This is a genomic window from Streptomyces sp. NPDC044704 (assembly GCF_056433525.1).
Window position 1 is genome coordinate 182582 of the sequence record NZ_JBWKGY010000003.1, and the last position, 15633, is coordinate 198214.

18 protein-coding genes are annotated in these 15633 nt (G+C 72.9%); 7 read left to right on the top strand and 11 right to left on the bottom strand.

Annotated elements, in window-relative coordinates; all coding sequences use genetic code 11:
• Positions 1-5 precede the first annotated feature (5 nt).
• Entirely contained in the window at positions 6-521 is a 516-nt protein-coding gene (locus AC07B0_RS08295) for a hypothetical protein (RefSeq protein WP_356874615.1), read from the top strand.
• A gap of 21 nt (positions 522-542) precedes the next feature.
• On the opposite strand, the gene AC07B0_RS08300 is transcribed toward AC07B0_RS08295, so the two are convergent.
• Positions 543-1364 carry a hypothetical protein gene (locus tag AC07B0_RS08300; RefSeq protein WP_469376712.1) on the bottom strand — a complete coding sequence of 274 codons (822 nt, stop codon included), beginning with the start codon at positions 1362-1364 and terminating at the stop codon, positions 543-545.
• A 168-nt stretch (positions 1365-1532) separates the two neighbouring features.
• Here AC07B0_RS08300 and AC07B0_RS08305 point away from each other — a divergent pair, with 168 nt between their 5' ends.
• From AC07B0_RS08305 to AC07B0_RS08315, 3 genes are all read left to right on the top strand, one after another.
• Positions 1533-2804, top strand: a complete 1272-nt coding sequence (locus AC07B0_RS08305; RefSeq protein WP_356874619.1) for a magnesium transporter MgtE N-terminal domain-containing protein — start codon at positions 1533-1535, stop codon at positions 2802-2804.
• A 166-nt stretch (positions 2805-2970) separates the two neighbouring features.
• On the top strand, positions 2971-3477 hold the full coding sequence (locus tag AC07B0_RS08310) for a DUF1003 domain-containing protein (RefSeq protein WP_469376937.1): 507 nt from the start codon (positions 2971-2973) through the stop codon (positions 3475-3477).
• A gap of 42 nt (positions 3478-3519) precedes the next feature.
• Positions 3520-4680 (top strand): Mrp/NBP35 family ATP-binding protein, encoded by a 1161-nt coding sequence (locus AC07B0_RS08315; RefSeq protein ID WP_356874621.1) that lies wholly within the window; start codon positions 3520-3522, stop codon positions 4678-4680.
• Positions 4681-4774: 94 nt separating this feature from the next.
• On the opposite strand, the gene AC07B0_RS08320 is transcribed toward AC07B0_RS08315, so the two are convergent.
• The 5 genes from AC07B0_RS08320 to sigE form a co-directional block, all read right to left on the bottom strand.
• Positions 4775-5515 (bottom strand): hypothetical protein, encoded by a 741-nt coding sequence (locus AC07B0_RS08320; protein WP_356874623.1) that lies wholly within the window; start codon positions 5513-5515, stop codon positions 4775-4777.
• A 138-nt stretch (positions 5516-5653) separates the two neighbouring features.
• Positions 5654-6091 (bottom strand): sec-independent translocase, encoded by a 438-nt coding sequence (locus AC07B0_RS08325; RefSeq protein WP_356874625.1) that lies wholly within the window; start codon positions 6089-6091, stop codon positions 5654-5656.
• Between the two features lie 121 nt (positions 6092-6212).
• Complete coding sequence (locus AC07B0_RS08330) at positions 6213-7865, bottom strand: S1C family serine protease (protein ID WP_478897342.1); 1653 nt, start codon at positions 7863-7865, stop codon at positions 6213-6215.
• A 138-nt stretch (positions 7866-8003) separates the two neighbouring features.
• The gene (locus AC07B0_RS08335) at positions 8004-8672 is read right to left on the bottom strand and encodes a zf-HC2 domain-containing protein (RefSeq protein WP_469376708.1); all 669 of its coding nucleotides are present in this window, start codon (positions 8670-8672) and stop codon (positions 8004-8006) included.
• A complete protein-coding gene (sigE, locus tag AC07B0_RS08340; RefSeq protein ID WP_356874629.1) occupies positions 8669-9448 on the bottom strand; it encodes an RNA polymerase sigma factor SigE in 780 nt (259 codons plus the stop codon). Before sigE ends, AC07B0_RS08335 begins: the two co-directional genes overlap by 4 nt.
• 167 nt (positions 9449-9615) lie before the next feature.
• On the opposite strand from sigE, the gene AC07B0_RS08345 reads away from it, so the two are divergent.
• Complete coding sequence (locus tag AC07B0_RS08345) at positions 9616-10278, top strand: O-methyltransferase (protein WP_356874631.1); 663 nt, start codon at positions 9616-9618, stop codon at positions 10276-10278.
• A 128-nt stretch (positions 10279-10406) separates the two neighbouring features.
• On the opposite strand, the gene AC07B0_RS08350 is transcribed toward AC07B0_RS08345, so the two are convergent.
• On the bottom strand, positions 10407-10574 hold the full coding sequence (locus AC07B0_RS08350) for a DUF3117 domain-containing protein (RefSeq protein WP_003966491.1): 168 nt from the start codon (positions 10572-10574) through the stop codon (positions 10407-10409).
• Between the two features lie 332 nt (positions 10575-10906).
• On the opposite strand from AC07B0_RS08350, the gene chcB reads away from it, so the two are divergent.
• A complete protein-coding gene (gene chcB / locus AC07B0_RS08355; RefSeq protein ID WP_356874633.1) occupies positions 10907-11710 on the top strand; it encodes a 2-cyclohexenylcarbonyl CoA isomerase in 804 nt (267 codons plus the stop codon).
• Positions 11711-11750: 40 nt separating this feature from the next.
• On the opposite strand, the gene AC07B0_RS08360 is transcribed toward chcB, so the two are convergent.
• Both AC07B0_RS08360 and AC07B0_RS08365 read right to left on the bottom strand, forming a co-directional pair.
• On the bottom strand, positions 11751-12329 hold the full coding sequence (locus AC07B0_RS08360; protein ID WP_469376704.1) for a DNA-3-methyladenine glycosylase I: 579 nt from the start codon (positions 12327-12329) through the stop codon (positions 11751-11753).
• Positions 12326-12691 (bottom strand): DivIVA domain-containing protein, encoded by a 366-nt coding sequence (locus tag AC07B0_RS08365; protein ID WP_469376702.1) that lies wholly within the window; start codon positions 12689-12691, stop codon positions 12326-12328. The genes AC07B0_RS08360 and AC07B0_RS08365 overlap by 4 nt, the downstream gene beginning before the upstream one ends.
• A 76-nt stretch (positions 12692-12767) precedes the next feature.
• Between AC07B0_RS08365 and folP the strand changes: the two genes are divergently transcribed.
• Positions 12768-13628 carry a dihydropteroate synthase gene (folP, locus tag AC07B0_RS08370; protein ID WP_356874639.1) on the top strand — a complete coding sequence of 287 codons (861 nt, stop codon included), beginning with the start codon at positions 12768-12770 and terminating at the stop codon, positions 13626-13628.
• A 42-nt stretch (positions 13629-13670) separates the two neighbouring features.
• Here the strand turns inward: folP and AC07B0_RS08375 are convergent, their stop codons facing one another.
• Both AC07B0_RS08375 and dapE read right to left on the bottom strand, forming a co-directional pair.
• Positions 13671-14429: an LOG family protein gene (locus AC07B0_RS08375; RefSeq protein ID WP_356874641.1), complete on the bottom strand. Its 759-nt coding sequence runs from the start codon at positions 14427-14429 to the stop codon at positions 13671-13673.
• A gap of 64 nt (positions 14430-14493) precedes the next feature.
• Positions 14494-15573 carry a succinyl-diaminopimelate desuccinylase gene (dapE, locus tag AC07B0_RS08380; RefSeq protein ID WP_356874643.1) on the bottom strand — a complete coding sequence of 360 codons (1080 nt, stop codon included), beginning with the start codon at positions 15571-15573 and terminating at the stop codon, positions 14494-14496.
• Positions 15574-15633 lie beyond the last annotated feature (60 nt).

Below are 15633 nucleotides of genomic sequence, written 5' to 3' on the forward strand. Positions count from 1 at the left end.
TGCGCATGACTCTCAGCGCGCTCGACCTCGCCCTCGTCGAGGAGGCCTCCAAGAAGTCCGGCCTGATCTGGGTCCGTGGCGCCGGCGCCGACCGGGCCCTGTGGCACGCCTGGGTGGACGGCGCCGCGCACGTCCTCGGGGACGGGCCCGGCGAGCAGCCGTTCCCGGGGCTCGCCGACGGTTCCTCCGCCGAGGTGACCGTGCGCAGCAAGGACAAGGGCGGCCGTCTCGTCGCCTGGACGGCGGCCGTGCGGGAGCTGGAGCCGCACGGTGAGGCGTGGGAGGCGGCGGTGGCCGAGCTCAAGGGCAAGCGGTTGAACGCGCCCGACTCGGAGCACATGACGGAGCGCTGGGCGCGGGAGTGCCGGCTGCTGCGTCTGGAGCCGGTCGCGGTGTCGGCGCGGCTGCCGGAGGGCTCGCTGGCCGCGGTTCCGCTCCAGTCCCCGGCGACGACCCGCCGGGCGATTCCCGCGGGGCTGCCGAAGCTGCTGCTGAAGCGGAAGAAGAAGAGCGGGCGCTAGGCCGTTTCTTCGGCGCGCCCGTCAGCCCGTGGTGCCCGAGCCCTGGCCGGAGCCCTGGCTCTTGGACGGGGCCGGGGAGGTGCCGGTGTCCTGGCTGCCGGTGCCCTGGCCGCCCGCGCCCTGGCCGTCCTTGGCCGTGGGGAGTTCCACGGTCTGGTCCTCCTGGGGCGGGTCCAGCGGGAAGGCCTGGCCCCACTCGGCGAGCTCCACCCGGCCCGCGCCGCCCGCGCGCTCCATCAGCAGCGGGTACGGGGTTCCCGTCAGGGAGACCGAGAGCCGGCCGCCCTTGCCGCCCTCCGCCAGGACCGGGACCGCGCGGGTCTGGCCGACGGTGCCGTAGGGGCCCTTGGTGAGCTTGCCGTCGAGGCCGAGCAGTCCGTCGAGCAGGACGTCCATGTCGGTGAACCCGCGGAACTGCTTGTAGGAGGGGTCGTTCTCGGGCACCTTCACGTACTTGTCGCCGAGCTTGCCGGCCGAGTCCGACTTCCCCCAGAAGGCGGCGCTCGCCTTCAGGTAGAGCTGCTCGCCGACCCGCAGCAGCTGGAAGGTGTCCTCCTGCGACTTGACCTCGCCGGTTCCGCCGTCGGACTTCAGCCGCATGTCGAGGGCGTACGTCTTGCCGCCGGTGACCAGGGTCCCGGACAGGTGGACCGATTCGGCCGCGGTGGCGGCCGCCTTCGCCTGCGCCTCGATCTTCTCGGCGGTGAGCTTGCCGATCCCGTTCGTCCCCTTGTCGGGGTCCTTCTTCTCGCCGCAGCCCGTACCGGTGACGGCGAGGCCCGTGCACAGGGCGCCGATGAAGGCCGCCCGGCGCAGCCGTGCGGCGGAGGGGTAGGCGGTCACGGTCGGGTGCCTCTCTTCGTGCGGCTGCGGGCAGCAGGCAGCGTACCCGCACGTGGCCCGGCTCCCTCCGGACCCCCGGGCGGACGGCCCCACCAGGACGGTTGCGCGCGGCACGGGCTAGCCTGAGGCACGGCAGGACTGTCGATTGACGCTCTAGGAGGCGCTCGGATGGCTGCAGGCGCCCCGCGGATCTTCGTCTCGCATCTGTCGGGTGTGCCCGTCTTCGATCCCAACGGCGATCAGGTCGGCCGGGTCCGCGACCTGGTCGCGATGCTGCGCGTGGGCGGCCGGCCGCCCCGGCTGCTGGGTCTGGTCGTCGAGGTGGTCAGCCGCCGCCGGATCTTCGTGCCGATGACCCGGGTGACGGGCGTGGAATCGGGACAGGTCATCACCACCGGCGTCGTCAACATGCGGCGCTTCGAGCAGCGCCCGACCGAGCGGCTGATCCTCGGCGAGCTGCTGGACCGGCGCGTGACGCTCGGGGCGACCGGCGAGGAGGTCACCGTCCTGGACGTGGCCATCCAGCAGCTGCCGGCCCGCCGGGACTGGGAGATCGACCGGATCTTCGTCCGCAAGGGCAAGGCGGGCGCGCTGCGCCGGCGCGGCGAGACCCTGACGGTCGAGTGGTCCGCGGTGACCGGCTTCTCGCTGGAGGAGCACGGGCAGGGCGCCGAGAGCCTGGTGGCGACCTTCGAGCAGATGCGTCCGGCGGACCTGGCGAACGTCCTGCACCACCTGACGCCGAAGCGGCGCGCCGAGGTGGCCAACGCCCTGGACGACGACCGGCTCGCGGACGTCCTGGAGGAGCTCCCCGAGGACGACCAGGTGGAGATCCTCGGCAAGCTGAAGGAGGAGCGCGCGGCGGACGTCCTGGAGGCGATGGACCCCGACGACGCGGCCGACCTGCTGTCCGAGCTGCCGGAGGACGACAAGGAGCGGCTGCTGACCCTGATGCAGCCGGACGACGCGGCGGACGTGCGGCGCCTGCTGTCCTACGAGGAGCGCACGGCGGGCGGTCTGATGACGACCGAGCCGATCGTGCTGCGGCCGGACGCGACGGTCGCGGACGCGCTGGCCCGCGTACGGCAGTCGGACCTGTCGCCGGCGCTGGCGGCGCAGGTGTACGTGTGCCGGCCGCCGGACGAGACCCCGACGGGCAAGTACCTGGGGACGGTGCACTTCCAACGGCTGCTGCGGGATCCGCCGTTCACCCTGGTCAGTTCGATCGTGGACACCGACCTGCCGCCGCTGCGGCCGGACGCGTCGCTGCCGGTGGTGACGAGCTACCTCGCCGCGTACAACATGGTGGCGGTGCCGGTGGTCGACGAGAGCGGTTCGCTGCTGGGCGCGGTCACGGTCGACGACGTACTGGACCACCTGCTGCCCGACGACTGGCGCGAGACGGACTTCCATTCCGAGGAGGCCGTGCGTGGCCACTGAGCGGGGACGCGGCGAAGCGGCGCGCGAACGGCGCCGGGAGCGGCGCGAGCATGCCCGGGAGGGGCTGTCCGACCGGCTGGAGGAGGCGGCGGAGCGGCTGCGGCACGAGCGGCCGGAACGTTCCGCCGAGCGGGCGAAGAGCACCGCGCCGTCCGGGGCGAGCGCCCTGTCGCGTTCCCGCGTCCGGCTGGACGTGCCGCGCCCGGCGCGCCGGCGGCTGCTGCCCGAGTACGACCCGGAGGCGTTCGGGCGGCTGTCGGAGAAGGTGGCGCGGTTCCTCGGCACGGGCCGGTTCATCGTCTGGATGACGCTGGTCATCGTGGTGTGGGTGCTGTGGAACATCTTCGCCCCGGACCACCTGCGCTTCGACCAGTACCCGTTCATCTTCCTGACGCTGATGCTGTCGCTCCAGGCCTCGTACGCCGCCCCGCTGATCCTGCTCGCGCAGAACCGGCAGGACGACCGGGACCGGGTCAACCTGGAGCAGGACCGCAAGCAGAACGAGCGGTCCATCGCGGACACCGAGTACCTGACCCGGGAGATCGCCGCGCTGCGGATGGGCCTGGGCGAGGTCGCCACGCGCGACTGGATCAGGTCCGAGTTCCAGGATCTGATCAAGGAGATGGACGAGCGGCGGCTATTCCCGCCGGAACGTGATGAAGGCGACCGCTGAGGAGCTTTCCTGAGCCGTGCTACCGAGCCGTACCATCGGGGCATGGCTACCGACACAAGCTCCGCCGCCGTGCCTGAGCAGGACGCGATCCTGGACGCGCTGGCGACGGTGAACGACCCCGAGATCCACCGGCCGATCACCGAGCTCGGCATGGTCAAATCGGTGGAGATCGGCGACGGCGGCGCGGTGGCCGTCACGGTGTACCTGACGGTGTCGGGCTGTCCCATGCGCGAGACCATCACCAAGAACGTCACCGAGGCCGTCGAGAAGGTCGCGGGCGTCACCTCCGTCGCGGTCTCCCTCGACGTGATGAGCGACGAGCAGCGCAAGGACCTGGCGGCCACCCTGCGCGGCGGCACGGCCGAGCGCGAGGTGCCCTTCGCGAAGCCCGGCTCGCTGACCCGCGTGTACGCGGTCGCGTCCGGCAAGGGCGGTGTCGGCAAGTCGTCGGTGACGGTCAACCTGGCCGCGGCGATGGCGGCCGACGGCCTGAAGGTCGGCGTGGTCGACGCGGACATCTACGGCCACAGCGTGCCGCGCATGCTCGGCGTCGAGGGCCGTCCGACCCAGGTCGAGAACATGATCATGCCGCCGTCCTCGCACGGCGTGAAGGTCATCTCCATCGGCATGTTCACCCCGGGCAACGCGCCGGTCGTGTGGCGCGGTCCGATGCTGCACCGCGCGCTCCAGCAGTTCCTCGCGGACGTGTTCTGGGGCGACCTGGACGTGCTGCTGCTGGACCTGCCGCCGGGCACCGGTGACATCGCGATCTCGGTGGCGCAGCTGGTGCCGAACGCCGAGATCCTCGTGGTGACCACCCCGCAGCAGGCGGCGGCCGAGGTCGCCGAGCGGGCCGGCTCGATCGCCGTGCAGACCCACCAGAAGATCGTCGGCGTGGTCGAGAACATGTCGGGCCTGCCGTGCCCGCACTGCGACGAGATGGTCGACGTCTTCGGCTCGGGCGGTGGCCAGAAGGTCGCCGACGGGCTGACGAAGACGGTCGGCGCGTCGGTGCCGGTGCTCGGCTCGATCCCCATCGACGTGCGGCTGCGCGAGGGCGGCGACGACGGCAAGCCCGTGGTCCTGTCCGACCCGGACTCCCCGGCCGGTGCGGCCCTGCGCGCGATCGCGGGCAAGCTGGGCGGCCGCGCCCGCGGCCTGTCGGGCATGTCGCTGGGCATCACCCCGCGCAACAAGTTCTAGCGCCGGGCCCCGGGACCGGGGCACGTACGCGAAGGAGGGGGTCACCGCCGGCCGGCGGTGACCCCCTCCTTCGCGTTGCGGCCCCGCCGCGCGGCTACTCGTAGGACGCGAGGTCCCCGATGACGGAGAAGCCGAGCCCGTAGGCGCTCATGCCCCGGCCGTAGGCGCCCAGGTGGACGCCCGCGGGGGTGGACCCGGCGAGGACCCAGCCGAACTCGGACTCGCGGTAGTGGAAGGGCGTCGGCTCCCCGTCGACCGGCAGGGACAGCGTGGACCAGTCCTCGCCGCCGAGGTCGTCGGCGAGTTCCCAGGCGGCCTCGGTCTGCTGGTCCAGCCAGTCGCTGCGCAGGGAGTGGTCCATCTGCCCGGGCCAGCTGTAGGCGAGGAGCCCGGAGCCGGCCAGCCAGGCCGCCGAGGAGACCGAGGTGGCCTCCAGGGTGCCGGTGCCGTCGCCGCTGCGGCGCAGCGGGTTGCTGGCCACGGTGATCACCACCGCGAAGCGTTCCTTCTCGCCGGTGGCGATCTCGCCCCGGGCGGAGGGCTCGTCGCCGTGGCCGGTGGAGCCGTGCTCCACGGTGCCGTCGGCGCCGGTGCCGACCTGCATGAGCCAGCGGGGGCCGGTGAAGGCCCCGTCCAGCCCGTACCAGGGGAAGTCGGCCCTCAGGTACCCCTCGGCCGTCCGGCGGGCCGCCGGGACGGGCGCGGTGGCCTCCTGGGGCTGCCCGGGGGGCGTCTCCTGGGGCGCCGGGGCGGTGTGCTCGGTCTGCGGGGGTGCGGCGGCAGGGATTTCGGCGGGCTGTGCGCCCACCCGGCTACTACTGCGCGTCGTCTCCATCTGGGCGGCCTCTCGTTCCGTGGGGTCCGGAACGGCCCTCCCCCTCGCTTCGCTGGGGGGACCCCCTCCCTCGGGCGTCTTCGGTCCGGACAGATGGAGGATAGCCATCCGACCCCCGATCCCCGGGCAGGCCGCGGCTCAGGTGGCGTCGGCGTCGAAGGGCGTACGGGGCTCCGGGGCCGGGGCGGGGGCCTTCTTCAGCAGGTCGGGACCGGTGCCGGCGGCGGGCGTGGCGGCCGCTTCGGCGGCGGCGGTCTCCTTGCCGTTCACGGCGTCCGTGACGTCGTCGAGTTCCTTGCGGAGATCGAAGCTGGTGCGGATCTCCTTGAGGTCCTCGTTCTCCGTGAGCTGCTTGCGGATGAAGGTCTTCGGATTCAGGTCCTCGAACTCGAAGTCCTTGAATTCCGGGCCGAGTTCGGAGCGGATGTCCTGCTTGGCGCTGTCGGAGAACGACCGGATCTTGCGGATCACGCCGGAAACGTCCTGGATCACCTTCGGCAGTTTGTCCGGGCCGAAGATGAGAATGGCGAGCACCACGATCGCGACCAGCTCGAGTGCGCCTATGTCGTTGAACACCTTGCCGCTCCTCGGCTCTCTCCACTTCGGGCCTGGACAACGGTACCCGGCGATGTCCGCGGTCCCCTACGCCAGTGCCGCCCCTTTCCCGGATTCACCCCGCCGTCACTCCGCATTCGCGTCAGGAACCGTTCGCGGAACCGAGCACCACGTCCAGCGTGCGCTCCTTGCCGTCGCGGAGCACGGTCAGGCGCAGCGGATCTCCGGGACGGTGGGCCCGGATCTTGATGATGAGCTCGTCGCCGCCGTGTACGCGGACCCCGTCGACCTTCGTGATCACGTCGCCGGGGCGGATGCCGGCGCGGGCGCCGGGCCCGTCGGCGACCACCGGGGGCTTGCCGTCCTCGCCCTTGGTGCCGACGCGGGCCCCGTCGCCCTTGAACTGCATGTCCAGGGTGACGCCGATGACGGGGTGGGTGGCGCGGCCGGTGCGGATCAGTTCCTCGGCCACCCGCTTGCCCTGGTTCACCGGGATGGCGAAACCCAGGCCGATGCTGCCGCTCTGGCGGGCGCCGTCCTCCTCGTCGTCGCCCTGGTCGGCGCCGCGGATGGCGCTGTTGATGCCGATGACGTGGGCGCGTGAGTCCAGGAGCGGGCCGCCGGAGTTCCCCGGGTTGATGGGGGCGTCGGTCTGGAGGGCGTCCACGTAGCTGATGTCGCTGCCGTCGCCCTTGTCGCCGCCCGCCGTGATGGGGCGGCCGGTGGCGCTGATGATGCCCGCGGTGACCGTGTTGGACAGGTCGAAGGGGGCGCCGATGGCCACGACCGGGTCCCCGACCTTGACGTTCTCCGAGTTCCCGAGGGCAAGCGGCCGCAGGCCCCGTACGCCGGTGACCTTGACGACGGCCAGGTCGTAGCCCCCGTCGCGGCCGACCAGGGTGGCGGGCACGCTCTCGCCGGTGCTGAAGGTGACCGTTATGTCCTTGGCGCCCGCGACGACGTGGTTGTTGGTCAGGATGTGGCCCTGGTCGTCGAGGACGAAGCCCGTACCCGTGCCGCCGCCCCCGCCGCCGTTGACGTGCAGGGTGACCACTCCGGGCAGGGCGGTCGCGGCGATCCCGGCGACGCTGTCCGGGGCCCGCCCCTTGTTCTCGGCGGCCGCCTGCGGCAGTTCCAGACGGGTGGCGGCGCGGCGCTCCGCGATGATCCCGAGGTAGCCGCCCACGCCGCCCGCGAGGAGGGCGATCACGGCGCCGAAGGCGGCCAGCTGCCAGAGCCGGGGCGGTCGGGGGGCCTGGCCGTGGTCCGCCACGTGGAGCGGGCGGTCGGCCCAGGGGTCGTAGCGCGGGCCGGGGACGGTGTCGGGGAAGTCGAAGGGATCCGCCGCACGCGTGTCCGCGCCCGCGCCCGGGTGCGCCCCGGCAGGGTGTTCCCCCTGCGGGGCGGCTCCGGACCGGGCGTCCGCGTCCAGGGCGGCGGAGGGGCTTTCCGTCTCCGGGGCGTCGGAAGGGGTACCCGTGCCCGGGCCGGTCCCGGAAGGGGTACCCGTGGTCGGGGCGTCGGAAGGGGTACCCGTGTCCGGGCCGGTCCCGGAGGGGGCCGGCCCGGGCGGAGTGGCCTTGGCAAGGGTGGCGGCGTCCCGGGAGTCCGCGCCGGGCTCCGGCTGCGGGGAGGCGTCCACGGCGGAGCCGGACGCATCCGCCCGGCTCCCGGGCCGGCTCCACCACATCGGAGCGGGGACGGCCTTGCGGCCGTCGGAAGGCCGGCCGCCAGGCTCCTGACCGTCGGACGGCCGGCCGTCGGACGGGCTGGCGGACTGCTGGCTGTCGGACATGGACGCTCCCCGCGGGCCTGTCGCACCGCACGGCGGCGCATCTGCCGCAGATTCAACCAGGTGCCCGGGCCCGCCGGGGGCCCGGGCCCCGGCCCGATCCGCCGGGCCTCCCGGGGGCCTCCCGGGCCTTCGCGGGCCTCAGCGGGTGAGGGAGACCGGCTGGGCGGACGCCGGGGCCGAGGTGGCGGCCAGGGGCAGCTGACCGGACGGGCCCAGGCCGGGTACGCCCGCGGGGGTGGGCAGCCGGTCGCGGACGACGGCCGTCAGCGGCACCGAGGGGCCGGGCCGGGAGGCCGGCGCCTCACCGCGGGCGTTCGGCTCGACCGCTTCCAGCGGCAGCGAGCCGCCGAGCGCGATCGCGGCCAGCGACACGGCTCCCGCCGCGACGAACGCGAGGCGGCGTCTGGGCCGCCCCATCTCGTGGATCCGGAAGCCCTCGCGCGCAGCGGCCGGGGCCGCGTACGCGAAACCCCCGAAGGGCTCGGCGCCGGGCGCGGGAGCGAGACCCGGCCCACGGGAGGCGCCGGGCGGTCCCGACGATCCCGGCGGACCTGACGGGCCCTCGGAAGCGCCTCCGGGCAGCCCCTGGAGCCGGGCCAGCAGCCCGGCGGACAGCGGCGGCGGCGCACTCTCCACGAACATGGTCTTCAGGCGGCGCTGGGCATCGGCCTCGGCCTTGCACTTGGCGCAGGTCGCCAGGTGGGCCAGGACCCGCTCGCGCGCGTCGTGGTTCAGCTCCCCGTCCACCAGGGCGGCGAGCCGGTCACCCAGGTGCTGTTCGGCAGGGGACGGACTGGCTCCGCTCACTCGGGTCCGCCCTCTCCCCCGGCGCCCGGGGCGCCCACCGCCACCCCGGCCAGCGCACGCTGTTCGGCGCGGGCTTCGGGGGACCGGTGCTTGAGCGCCTTGCGCAGGTGCGAACGGCCGCGGTGGATCCGGCTGCGGACGGTGCCGAGCTTCACGCCGAGGGTGGCGGCGATCTCCTCGTAGGACAGGCCCTCGATGTCGCACAGCACCACGGCGGCACGGAACTCCGGCGCGAGGGTGTCCAGCGCCTGCTGCACGTCCGCGTCGAAGTGGGTGTCGTGGAGCACCTGCTGGGGGGACGGCTCACGGCTCGGCAGCCGCTCGGCGGCGTCGTCGGCGAGCGCGTCGAAGCGGATCCGCTGCTTGCGGCGCACCATGTCCAGGAAGAGGTTGGTGGTGATGCGGTGCAGCCAGCCCTCGAAGGTGCCCGGGGTGTACGTGGACAGCGAGCGGAAGACCCGGACGAACACTTCCTGGGTCAGGTCCTCGGCGTCGTGCTGGTTGCCCGTCAGACGGTAGGCGAGGCGGTAGACCCGCGCACTGTGCGTGCTGACGATCTCCTCCCACGTGGGAGGGGTCCACGCCTGGGAGCCCGCATCGGCGGCAAAGGTCGCGGTGGTTGCGGTGTCGGCGGTGTGGAAGCGGTCAGCAATGTCGGTCACGGATTTCGGCTCACCCGCCGACCAGAAGAAGCGTCTGAGGACGCCCCCACGATCCACAGGCGCAGCCGCACCTCCCCTGTCGGCTCTGGTGGTGTCCAGTGGAGCCCCTACCATAGCCACCCCTCCCGTCAGCTCCGGATAAACGTTTTTACGCTAACTTTGCACGGGCCTTGGGTCCCCGGCCGCCGATCTGCCCGCTGCCGTCCCCTCTATCCCGCGTCTACCCCTCCCAACGCCCGGTCCCATCTGCGGGTTCCCGACGTCAGCGGATACAGTCACCGTTGCGCCAACTATGGGGACAGGAGAGGGTCATTAGCGGCAACCGGCAGACGAGCTGGGCGTTCGCCGACGCGTTTGTCGCCGAGGACGACGCTCTGCGATGGGCCCGCGACCGGTCCAGGGAAGCGGGCCTGCGCTCCGTCTCCCCCGGCACCGGGGCCGCGCTGCGCCTGCTCGCCGCCACCGCGGACGCCAAGGCGGTCGCCGAGATCGGCACCGGCACCGGTGTCTCCGGCATCCACCTGCTCCACGGAATGCGCCCGGACGGGGTCCTGACCACCGTGGATCCCGAGCCCGACCGGCAGGCCTTCGCCCGCCAGGCCTTCCGCGCCGCGGGCTTCGCCGGCAACCGGGCGCGCTTCATCCCGGGCCGCGCGCTCGACGTGCTGCCCCGCCTCGCGGACGGCGGGTACGACCTCGTCTTCTGCGACGGCGACCCCGCCGAGTCCCTCGACTACCTCGCCGAATCGTTGCGCCTGCTGCGGCCCGGGGGCCTGGTGTGCTTCGAGGGAGTGTTCTCCGACGGCCGTACGGTCGACTCCACGGCCGTCGCCATCGAGGTGATCCGGGTCCGCGAGCTGCTGCGCACCGTCCGCGAGAGCCCGGCTCTGGAGGCCGCGCTGCTCCCGGTGGGTGACGGGCTGCTGTGCGCGGTCCGTCGCTGAGGAGCGAGCGGAGCCCGTCGGGACGCGGCGGGGGCCGGCGACGGCCCCGTCCGGGTGCGGACGCAACACCGCCCCGGACGCGAGGAGCGGCCGGGGCGGTGCAGAGATGATCAGATGGTGCCGCTGCTTCAGCCGACGACCTTCTTCAGGGCGTCACCCAGGGCGTCCGCTTCGTCCGGAGTCAGCTCGACGACGAGCCGACCGCCGCCCTCGAGCGGTACGCGCATGACGATGCCCCGCCCCTCCTTGGTGACCTCGAGCGGGCCGTCGCCCGTCCGCGGCTTCATGGCCGCCATGCTCGTTCCCCTTCCTGAAACCAGCTCATCGTCAGCCGACGGCCCCGTTCAGGCGCCTAGTACCCGGCATCGAACACATTGCTTCCCGGCCATTATCCCGCATGTCAGGACCCGATGACCAACATCGGATGGGAACGCTTGCGCAACGCGCTCGGCCAAAACCACTCATTTCGGGGATCCGCCTGCGATACTTCGCCGCTGCGACCGGGAGACCGCCTCCGCCGTGTTTGACGCACATCACATGACCGGTGGTGGCGGCGTCCGCCATGCTGACCCTTGCACCGGCCGGTACCGGCCGGTAGCCAAGCCCGCGACGAAGGGGGACCCCCGCCATGGCCGACAGCGTGCTCTACGAAGTATCCGACGGACTCGCGACCATCACGATCAACCGGCCCGACGCGATGAACGCCATGAACACGGAGGCCAAGGTCGCCCTGCGCGACGCGGCCCTGGCGGCGGCCGCGGACACCGGGGTGCGGGCCGTGCTGCTCACCGCGGCGGGCACCCGGGCGTTCTGCGTGGGCCAGGACCTCAAGGAACACATCGGGAACCTGGCGGCGGACCGCGAGAACGGCTCGTCCCTGACGATGGACACCGTCTCCGAGCACTACAACCCGATCGTCCGGGCCCTGACCGAGATGCCCAAGCCCGTGGTGGCCGGAGTCAACGGCGTCGCGGCCGGCGCGGGCTTCGGTTTCGCCCTGGCGGCGGACTACCGGATCGTCTCGGAGGACGCCTCCTTCAACACCTCCTTCGCGGGGGTGGCGCTGACCGCGGACTCGGGCGTCTCCTGGACCCTGCCCCGCCTGATCGGTGCCTCGCGCGCCTCCGACCTCCTGCTCTTCCCGCGCTCGGTCAAGGCCCGCGAGGCGTACGAGCTGGGCATCGCGAACCGTCTGGTGCCCGCGGAGTCCCTGCACGCGGAGGCCGAGTCGCTGGCCCGCACCCTCGCGCAGGGCCCCACGGTGGCCTACGCGGCGCTGAAGGAGTCCCTGGCCTACGGGGCCTGCGCCTCGCTCCCCGAGGCCCTGGAGCGCGAGGAGGCGCTGCAGGCCCGCGCGGGTGCCTCCGAGGACCACGCCATCGCCGTCCAGGCCTTCCTCGCCAAGCAGCCCCCGAAGTACCTGGGCCGCTGACGGCGGGGCCGCCCGGCGGGGCGGCCGCCTCCCGCGGGGCTCAGGCCTCGCGGGAGACGCAGCCCGCCAGGTGGTCGTTGACCAGGCCGCAGGCCTGCATCAGGGCGTAGGCGGTCGTGGGGCCGACGAAGCGGATCCCGGCCTTCTTCAGGGCCTTGGCCAGGGCCGTGGACTCCGGGGTGACCGCCGGCACGTCGGCCACGTCCTCCGGCGCCGGGCCGGGCTCTCCCGGGGCGTGGGACCAGATCAGCGCGTCCAGCTCGCCCGGCTTCCAGCCCGCGAGCTCCTTCGCGTTGGCGAGGGTGGCCTCGATCTTGGCCCGGTTGCGGATGATCCCCTCGTCCGCCATCAGCCGCAGTACGTCGGCCTCGCCGAAGCGGGCGACCTCGGCGATCGCGAATCCCGCGAAGGCGGTACGGAAGCCCTCGCGGCGGCGCAGGATCGTCAGCCACGACAGGCCCGACTGGAAGGCCTCCAGGCACAGCCGCTCGTACAGGGCGTCGTCGCCGTGGACCGGCCGGCCCCACTCGGTGTCGTGGTAGGTGACGTAGTCCTCGGTGGACAGGCCCCACGGGCAGCGCGGGCGGCCGTCCGGGCCGGCGACGGGCCCGCCGCTCACGGGGTGTCCTTGGTCAGGTCGATCGCGGGGGCCGGGGCCGCCTCCGGGGGGCGCCCCGCACCGGCGGCGCCGGCCGCGGCGGCCGAGAGCTCCGCGATCCGCGCGTCCCGTTCCGCCAGCTCGGCCGCCAGGCGGTCCAGTACGTCGTCCACCTCGGCCATCCGGTAGCCGCGCGGTGCGACGGGCAGCCGCAGGGCGTCGATGTCCGCCCGCACCACGGGACGGCTCTCCGGGAGCCCGTCGGTCACCCGGTCCGGCTCGGCCTCGGGCAGGACGGCCTCCGAACCTCCGCCGACCACCGCGAGGGTGACCGCGGCCACGACCACGACCAGCGCGATCAGCAAGAACCAGAACACGATCAACTCCCCTGAGAGACTCCGGCCACCAGGTTAAGGTCGCAGACGAGGCGAGAGGGTCGCCGAAGGAGGAAAGAGCAGGATGCTGCGACTGGGCAGGCGCGAGTTCGACACCCACGAGCCGGTGATCATGGCCATCGTGAACCGGACTCCCGACTCCTTCTACGACCAGGGCGCGACGTTCCGCGACGAGCCCGCGCTGGACCGGGTCGAGCGGGCGGTCGCCGAGGGCGCGGCCATCATCGACGTCGGCGGGGTGAAGGCGGGTCCCGGGGAGCACGTGGACGCCGCCGAGGAGGCCCGGCGCACGGTCGGTTTCGTGGCGGAGGTGCGGCGCCGCCACCCGGACGTGGTGATCAGCGTCGACACCTGGCGGCACGAGGTCGGCGAGGCGGTGTGCGAGGCCGGGGCGGACGTGCTGAACGACGCGTGGGGCGGGGTGGACCCCAAGCTCGCGGAGGTCGCCGCGCGCTACGGCGCCGGTCTGGTCTGCACCCACGCGGGCGGGGTCGAGCCGCGGACCCGGCCGCACCGGACCGTGTACGGGGACGTGATGGAGGACGTCCTGCGCGTCACGGTCGGGCTGGCTGAGCGGGCTGCGGCCCTCGGCGTCCCCCGGGAGTCGATCATGATCGACCCGGGGCACGACTTCGGGAAGAACACCCGCCACTCGCTGGAGGCCACCCGCCGGCTCTCGGAGATGACCGATACGGGCTGGCCGGTGCTGGTGTCCCTGTCCAACAAGGACTTCGTCGGCGAGACCCTCGACAAGCCGGTCAAGGAGCGCCTGCTGGGCACCCTGGCGACCACCGCCGTCTCGGCGTGGCTGGGCGCCCAGGTCTACCGGGTCCACGAGGTCGCGGAGACGAAGCAGGTCCTCGACATGGTGGCGTCGATCCAGGGGCACCGCCCGCCGGCGGTCGCCCGCCGCGGCCTGGCCTGAGCCGGCCTTCCCCCGGCGGCCGGCCGCCGGGGGGAGCGGGTCCTACTTGCCGACTTCCTTCGTCACCAGGGCGATCGCCTCGTCCACGTCGTCCGTGACGTGGAAGAGGTAGAGGTCCTTCTCCGAAGCCTTGCCCTGGGCGATCACCGTGTTGCGCAGCCAGTCGATCAGGCCGCCCCAGTACTCCGTGCCGAAGAGCACGATCGGGAAGCGGGTGATCTTCTGGGTCTGCACCAGGGTCAGCGCCTCGAACATCTCGTCGAGCGTGCCGAGGCCGCCCGGCAGGACCACGAAGCCCTGGCTGTACTTCACGAACATCGTCTTGCGGACGAAGAAGTACCGGAAGTTCAGCCCGAGGTCGACGTGCTCGTTGAGCCCCTGCTCGAAGGGCAGTTCGATGCCGAGGCCGACGGAGATGCCGCCGCCCTCGCGGGCGCCCTTGTTGGCCGCCTCCATCGCGCCCGGGCCGCCGCCGGTGATGACGGCGAAGCCCGCGTCGACGAGGGCCCGCCCGATCCGTACGCCGGCGTCGTACTCCGGCGAGTCGACCGGGGTGCGGGCCGAGCCGAACACGCTGATCGCGGGCGGCAGCTCGGCGAGCGTGCCGAAGCCCTCGATGAACTCCGACTGGATGCGCAGGACCCGCCAGGGATCGGTGTGCACCCACTCGGAGGGCCCGGCCGAGTCCAGCAGCCGCTGGTCCGTCGTACTGCCCGCCTGCACCTGGCTCCGCCTGCGCAGCACCGGCCCGAGCTGCTGCTCCTCGGGCCGACGACGAGACGAACCTTCGGGGTTGCCCATGATGTGCTCCCTCCTGCTGATCGTTGGATCAGGTTAGGCGCACAAAGGTGGCCAGAAGGGGAATTTACGAGGTCAGCCAGGCGCGGAGTCGTTCCTCGCAGTGGAGGATCGCCTTCGTCTCGACGCGCTCGTCGACCTTGTGGGCCAGCAGGGCGTCTCCCGGGCCGTAGTTGACCGCCGGGACGCCGAGGGCGCTGAAGCGGGCCACGTCCGTCCAGCCGAACTTCGGCATGGCGCGGCCCCCGACGGCTTCCATGAAGGCCGCGGCGGCGGGGTGGGAGAGGCCGGGCAGGGCGCCGCCGGAGAAGTCGTCGACCACGAACTCGGAGATCCCGCAGTCCGCGAACACCTCCCGCACGTGGGCGACGGCGTCCTCGACGGTGCGGTCGGGGGCGTAGCGGAAGTTCACGGTGACCGTGCACGCGTCCGGGATGACGTTGTTGGCGACGCCGCCCTGGATGGCGACCGCGTTGAGGCCCTCGTGGTACTCCAGGCCGTCGATGACCGGCTTGCGGGCCTCGTAGGCGGCCAGCTTCGCCAGGATCGGGGCGGCGCCGTGGATGGCGTTGGAGCCCATCCAGCTGCGCGCGGAGTGCGCGCGCTCGCCGGCCGTGCGGAGCAGGACCCGCAGGGTGCCCTGGCAGCCGCCCTCGACCTCGGCGTTGGAGGGTTCCAGCAGGACGGCGAAGTCGCCGGTGAGCCAGTCGGGGTGGGCCTCGGCGACCTTGCCGAGGCCGTTGAGGTCGGCGGCGACCTCTTCCTGGTCGTAGAAGACGAAGGTGAGGTCGCGGTTCGGCTCGGGGACGGTCGCGGCGATGCGCAGCTGCACGGCGACCCCGGACTTCATGTCCGTCGTGCCGCAGCCCCACAGGACGTCGTTCTCGTCCAGGCGGGAGGGCACGTTGTCGGCGATCGGCACGGTGTCGAGGTGGCCGGCGAGTACGACGCGCTCGGCGCGGCCGAGGTTCGTGCGGGCGACGACGTTGTTGCCGTGGCGGTCGACGGTGAGGTGCGGGAGGCCGCGCAGCGCGTTTTCCACGAGGTCGGCGAGGACCTTCTCGTCGCCGCTCACGGAAGGGATGTCGACGAGCCGGGCGGTCAGCTCGGCAGCGTCCAGGGTGAGGTCCAGCTCGGATTCGGACATGGACCCGACCCTAACGCCCCGGGATGCGCCGGTACCGGGTGCGTCCGGCCGGTGGACGCG

Coding starts and splice junctions, on each gene's coding strand:
- AC07B0_RS08295 (WP_356874615.1), top strand. CDS start 6: ATGACTCTCAGCGCGCTCGACCTCGCCCTCGTCGAGGAGGCCTCCAAG.
- AC07B0_RS08305 (WP_356874619.1), top strand. CDS start 1,533: ATGGCTGCAGGCGCCCCGCGGATCTTCGTCTCGCATCTGTCGGGTGTG.
- AC07B0_RS08315 (WP_356874621.1), top strand. CDS start 3,520: ATGGCTACCGACACAAGCTCCGCCGCCGTGCCTGAGCAGGACGCGATC.
- AC07B0_RS08320 (WP_356874623.1), bottom strand. CDS start 5,515: ATGGAGACGACGCGCAGTAGTAGCCGGGTGGGCGCACAGCCCGCCGAA.
- AC07B0_RS08330 (WP_478897342.1), bottom strand. CDS start 7,865: ATGTCCGACAGCCAGCAGTCCGCCAGCCCGTCCGACGGCCGGCCGTCC.
- sigE (WP_356874629.1), bottom strand. CDS start 9,448: ATGGTAGGGGCTCCACTGGACACCACCAGAGCCGACAGGGGAGGTGCG.
- AC07B0_RS08350 (WP_003966491.1), bottom strand. CDS start 10,574: ATGGCGGCCATGAAGCCGCGGACGGGCGACGGCCCGCTCGAGGTCACC.
- chcB (WP_356874633.1), top strand. CDS start 10,907: ATGGCCGACAGCGTGCTCTACGAAGTATCCGACGGACTCGCGACCATC.
- folP (WP_356874639.1), top strand. CDS start 12,768: ATGCTGCGACTGGGCAGGCGCGAGTTCGACACCCACGAGCCGGTGATC.
- AC07B0_RS08375 (WP_356874641.1), bottom strand. CDS start 14,429: ATGGGCAACCCCGAAGGTTCGTCTCGTCGTCGGCCCGAGGAGCAGCAG.
- dapE (WP_356874643.1), bottom strand. CDS start 15,573: ATGTCCGAATCCGAGCTGGACCTCACCCTGGACGCTGCCGAGCTGACC.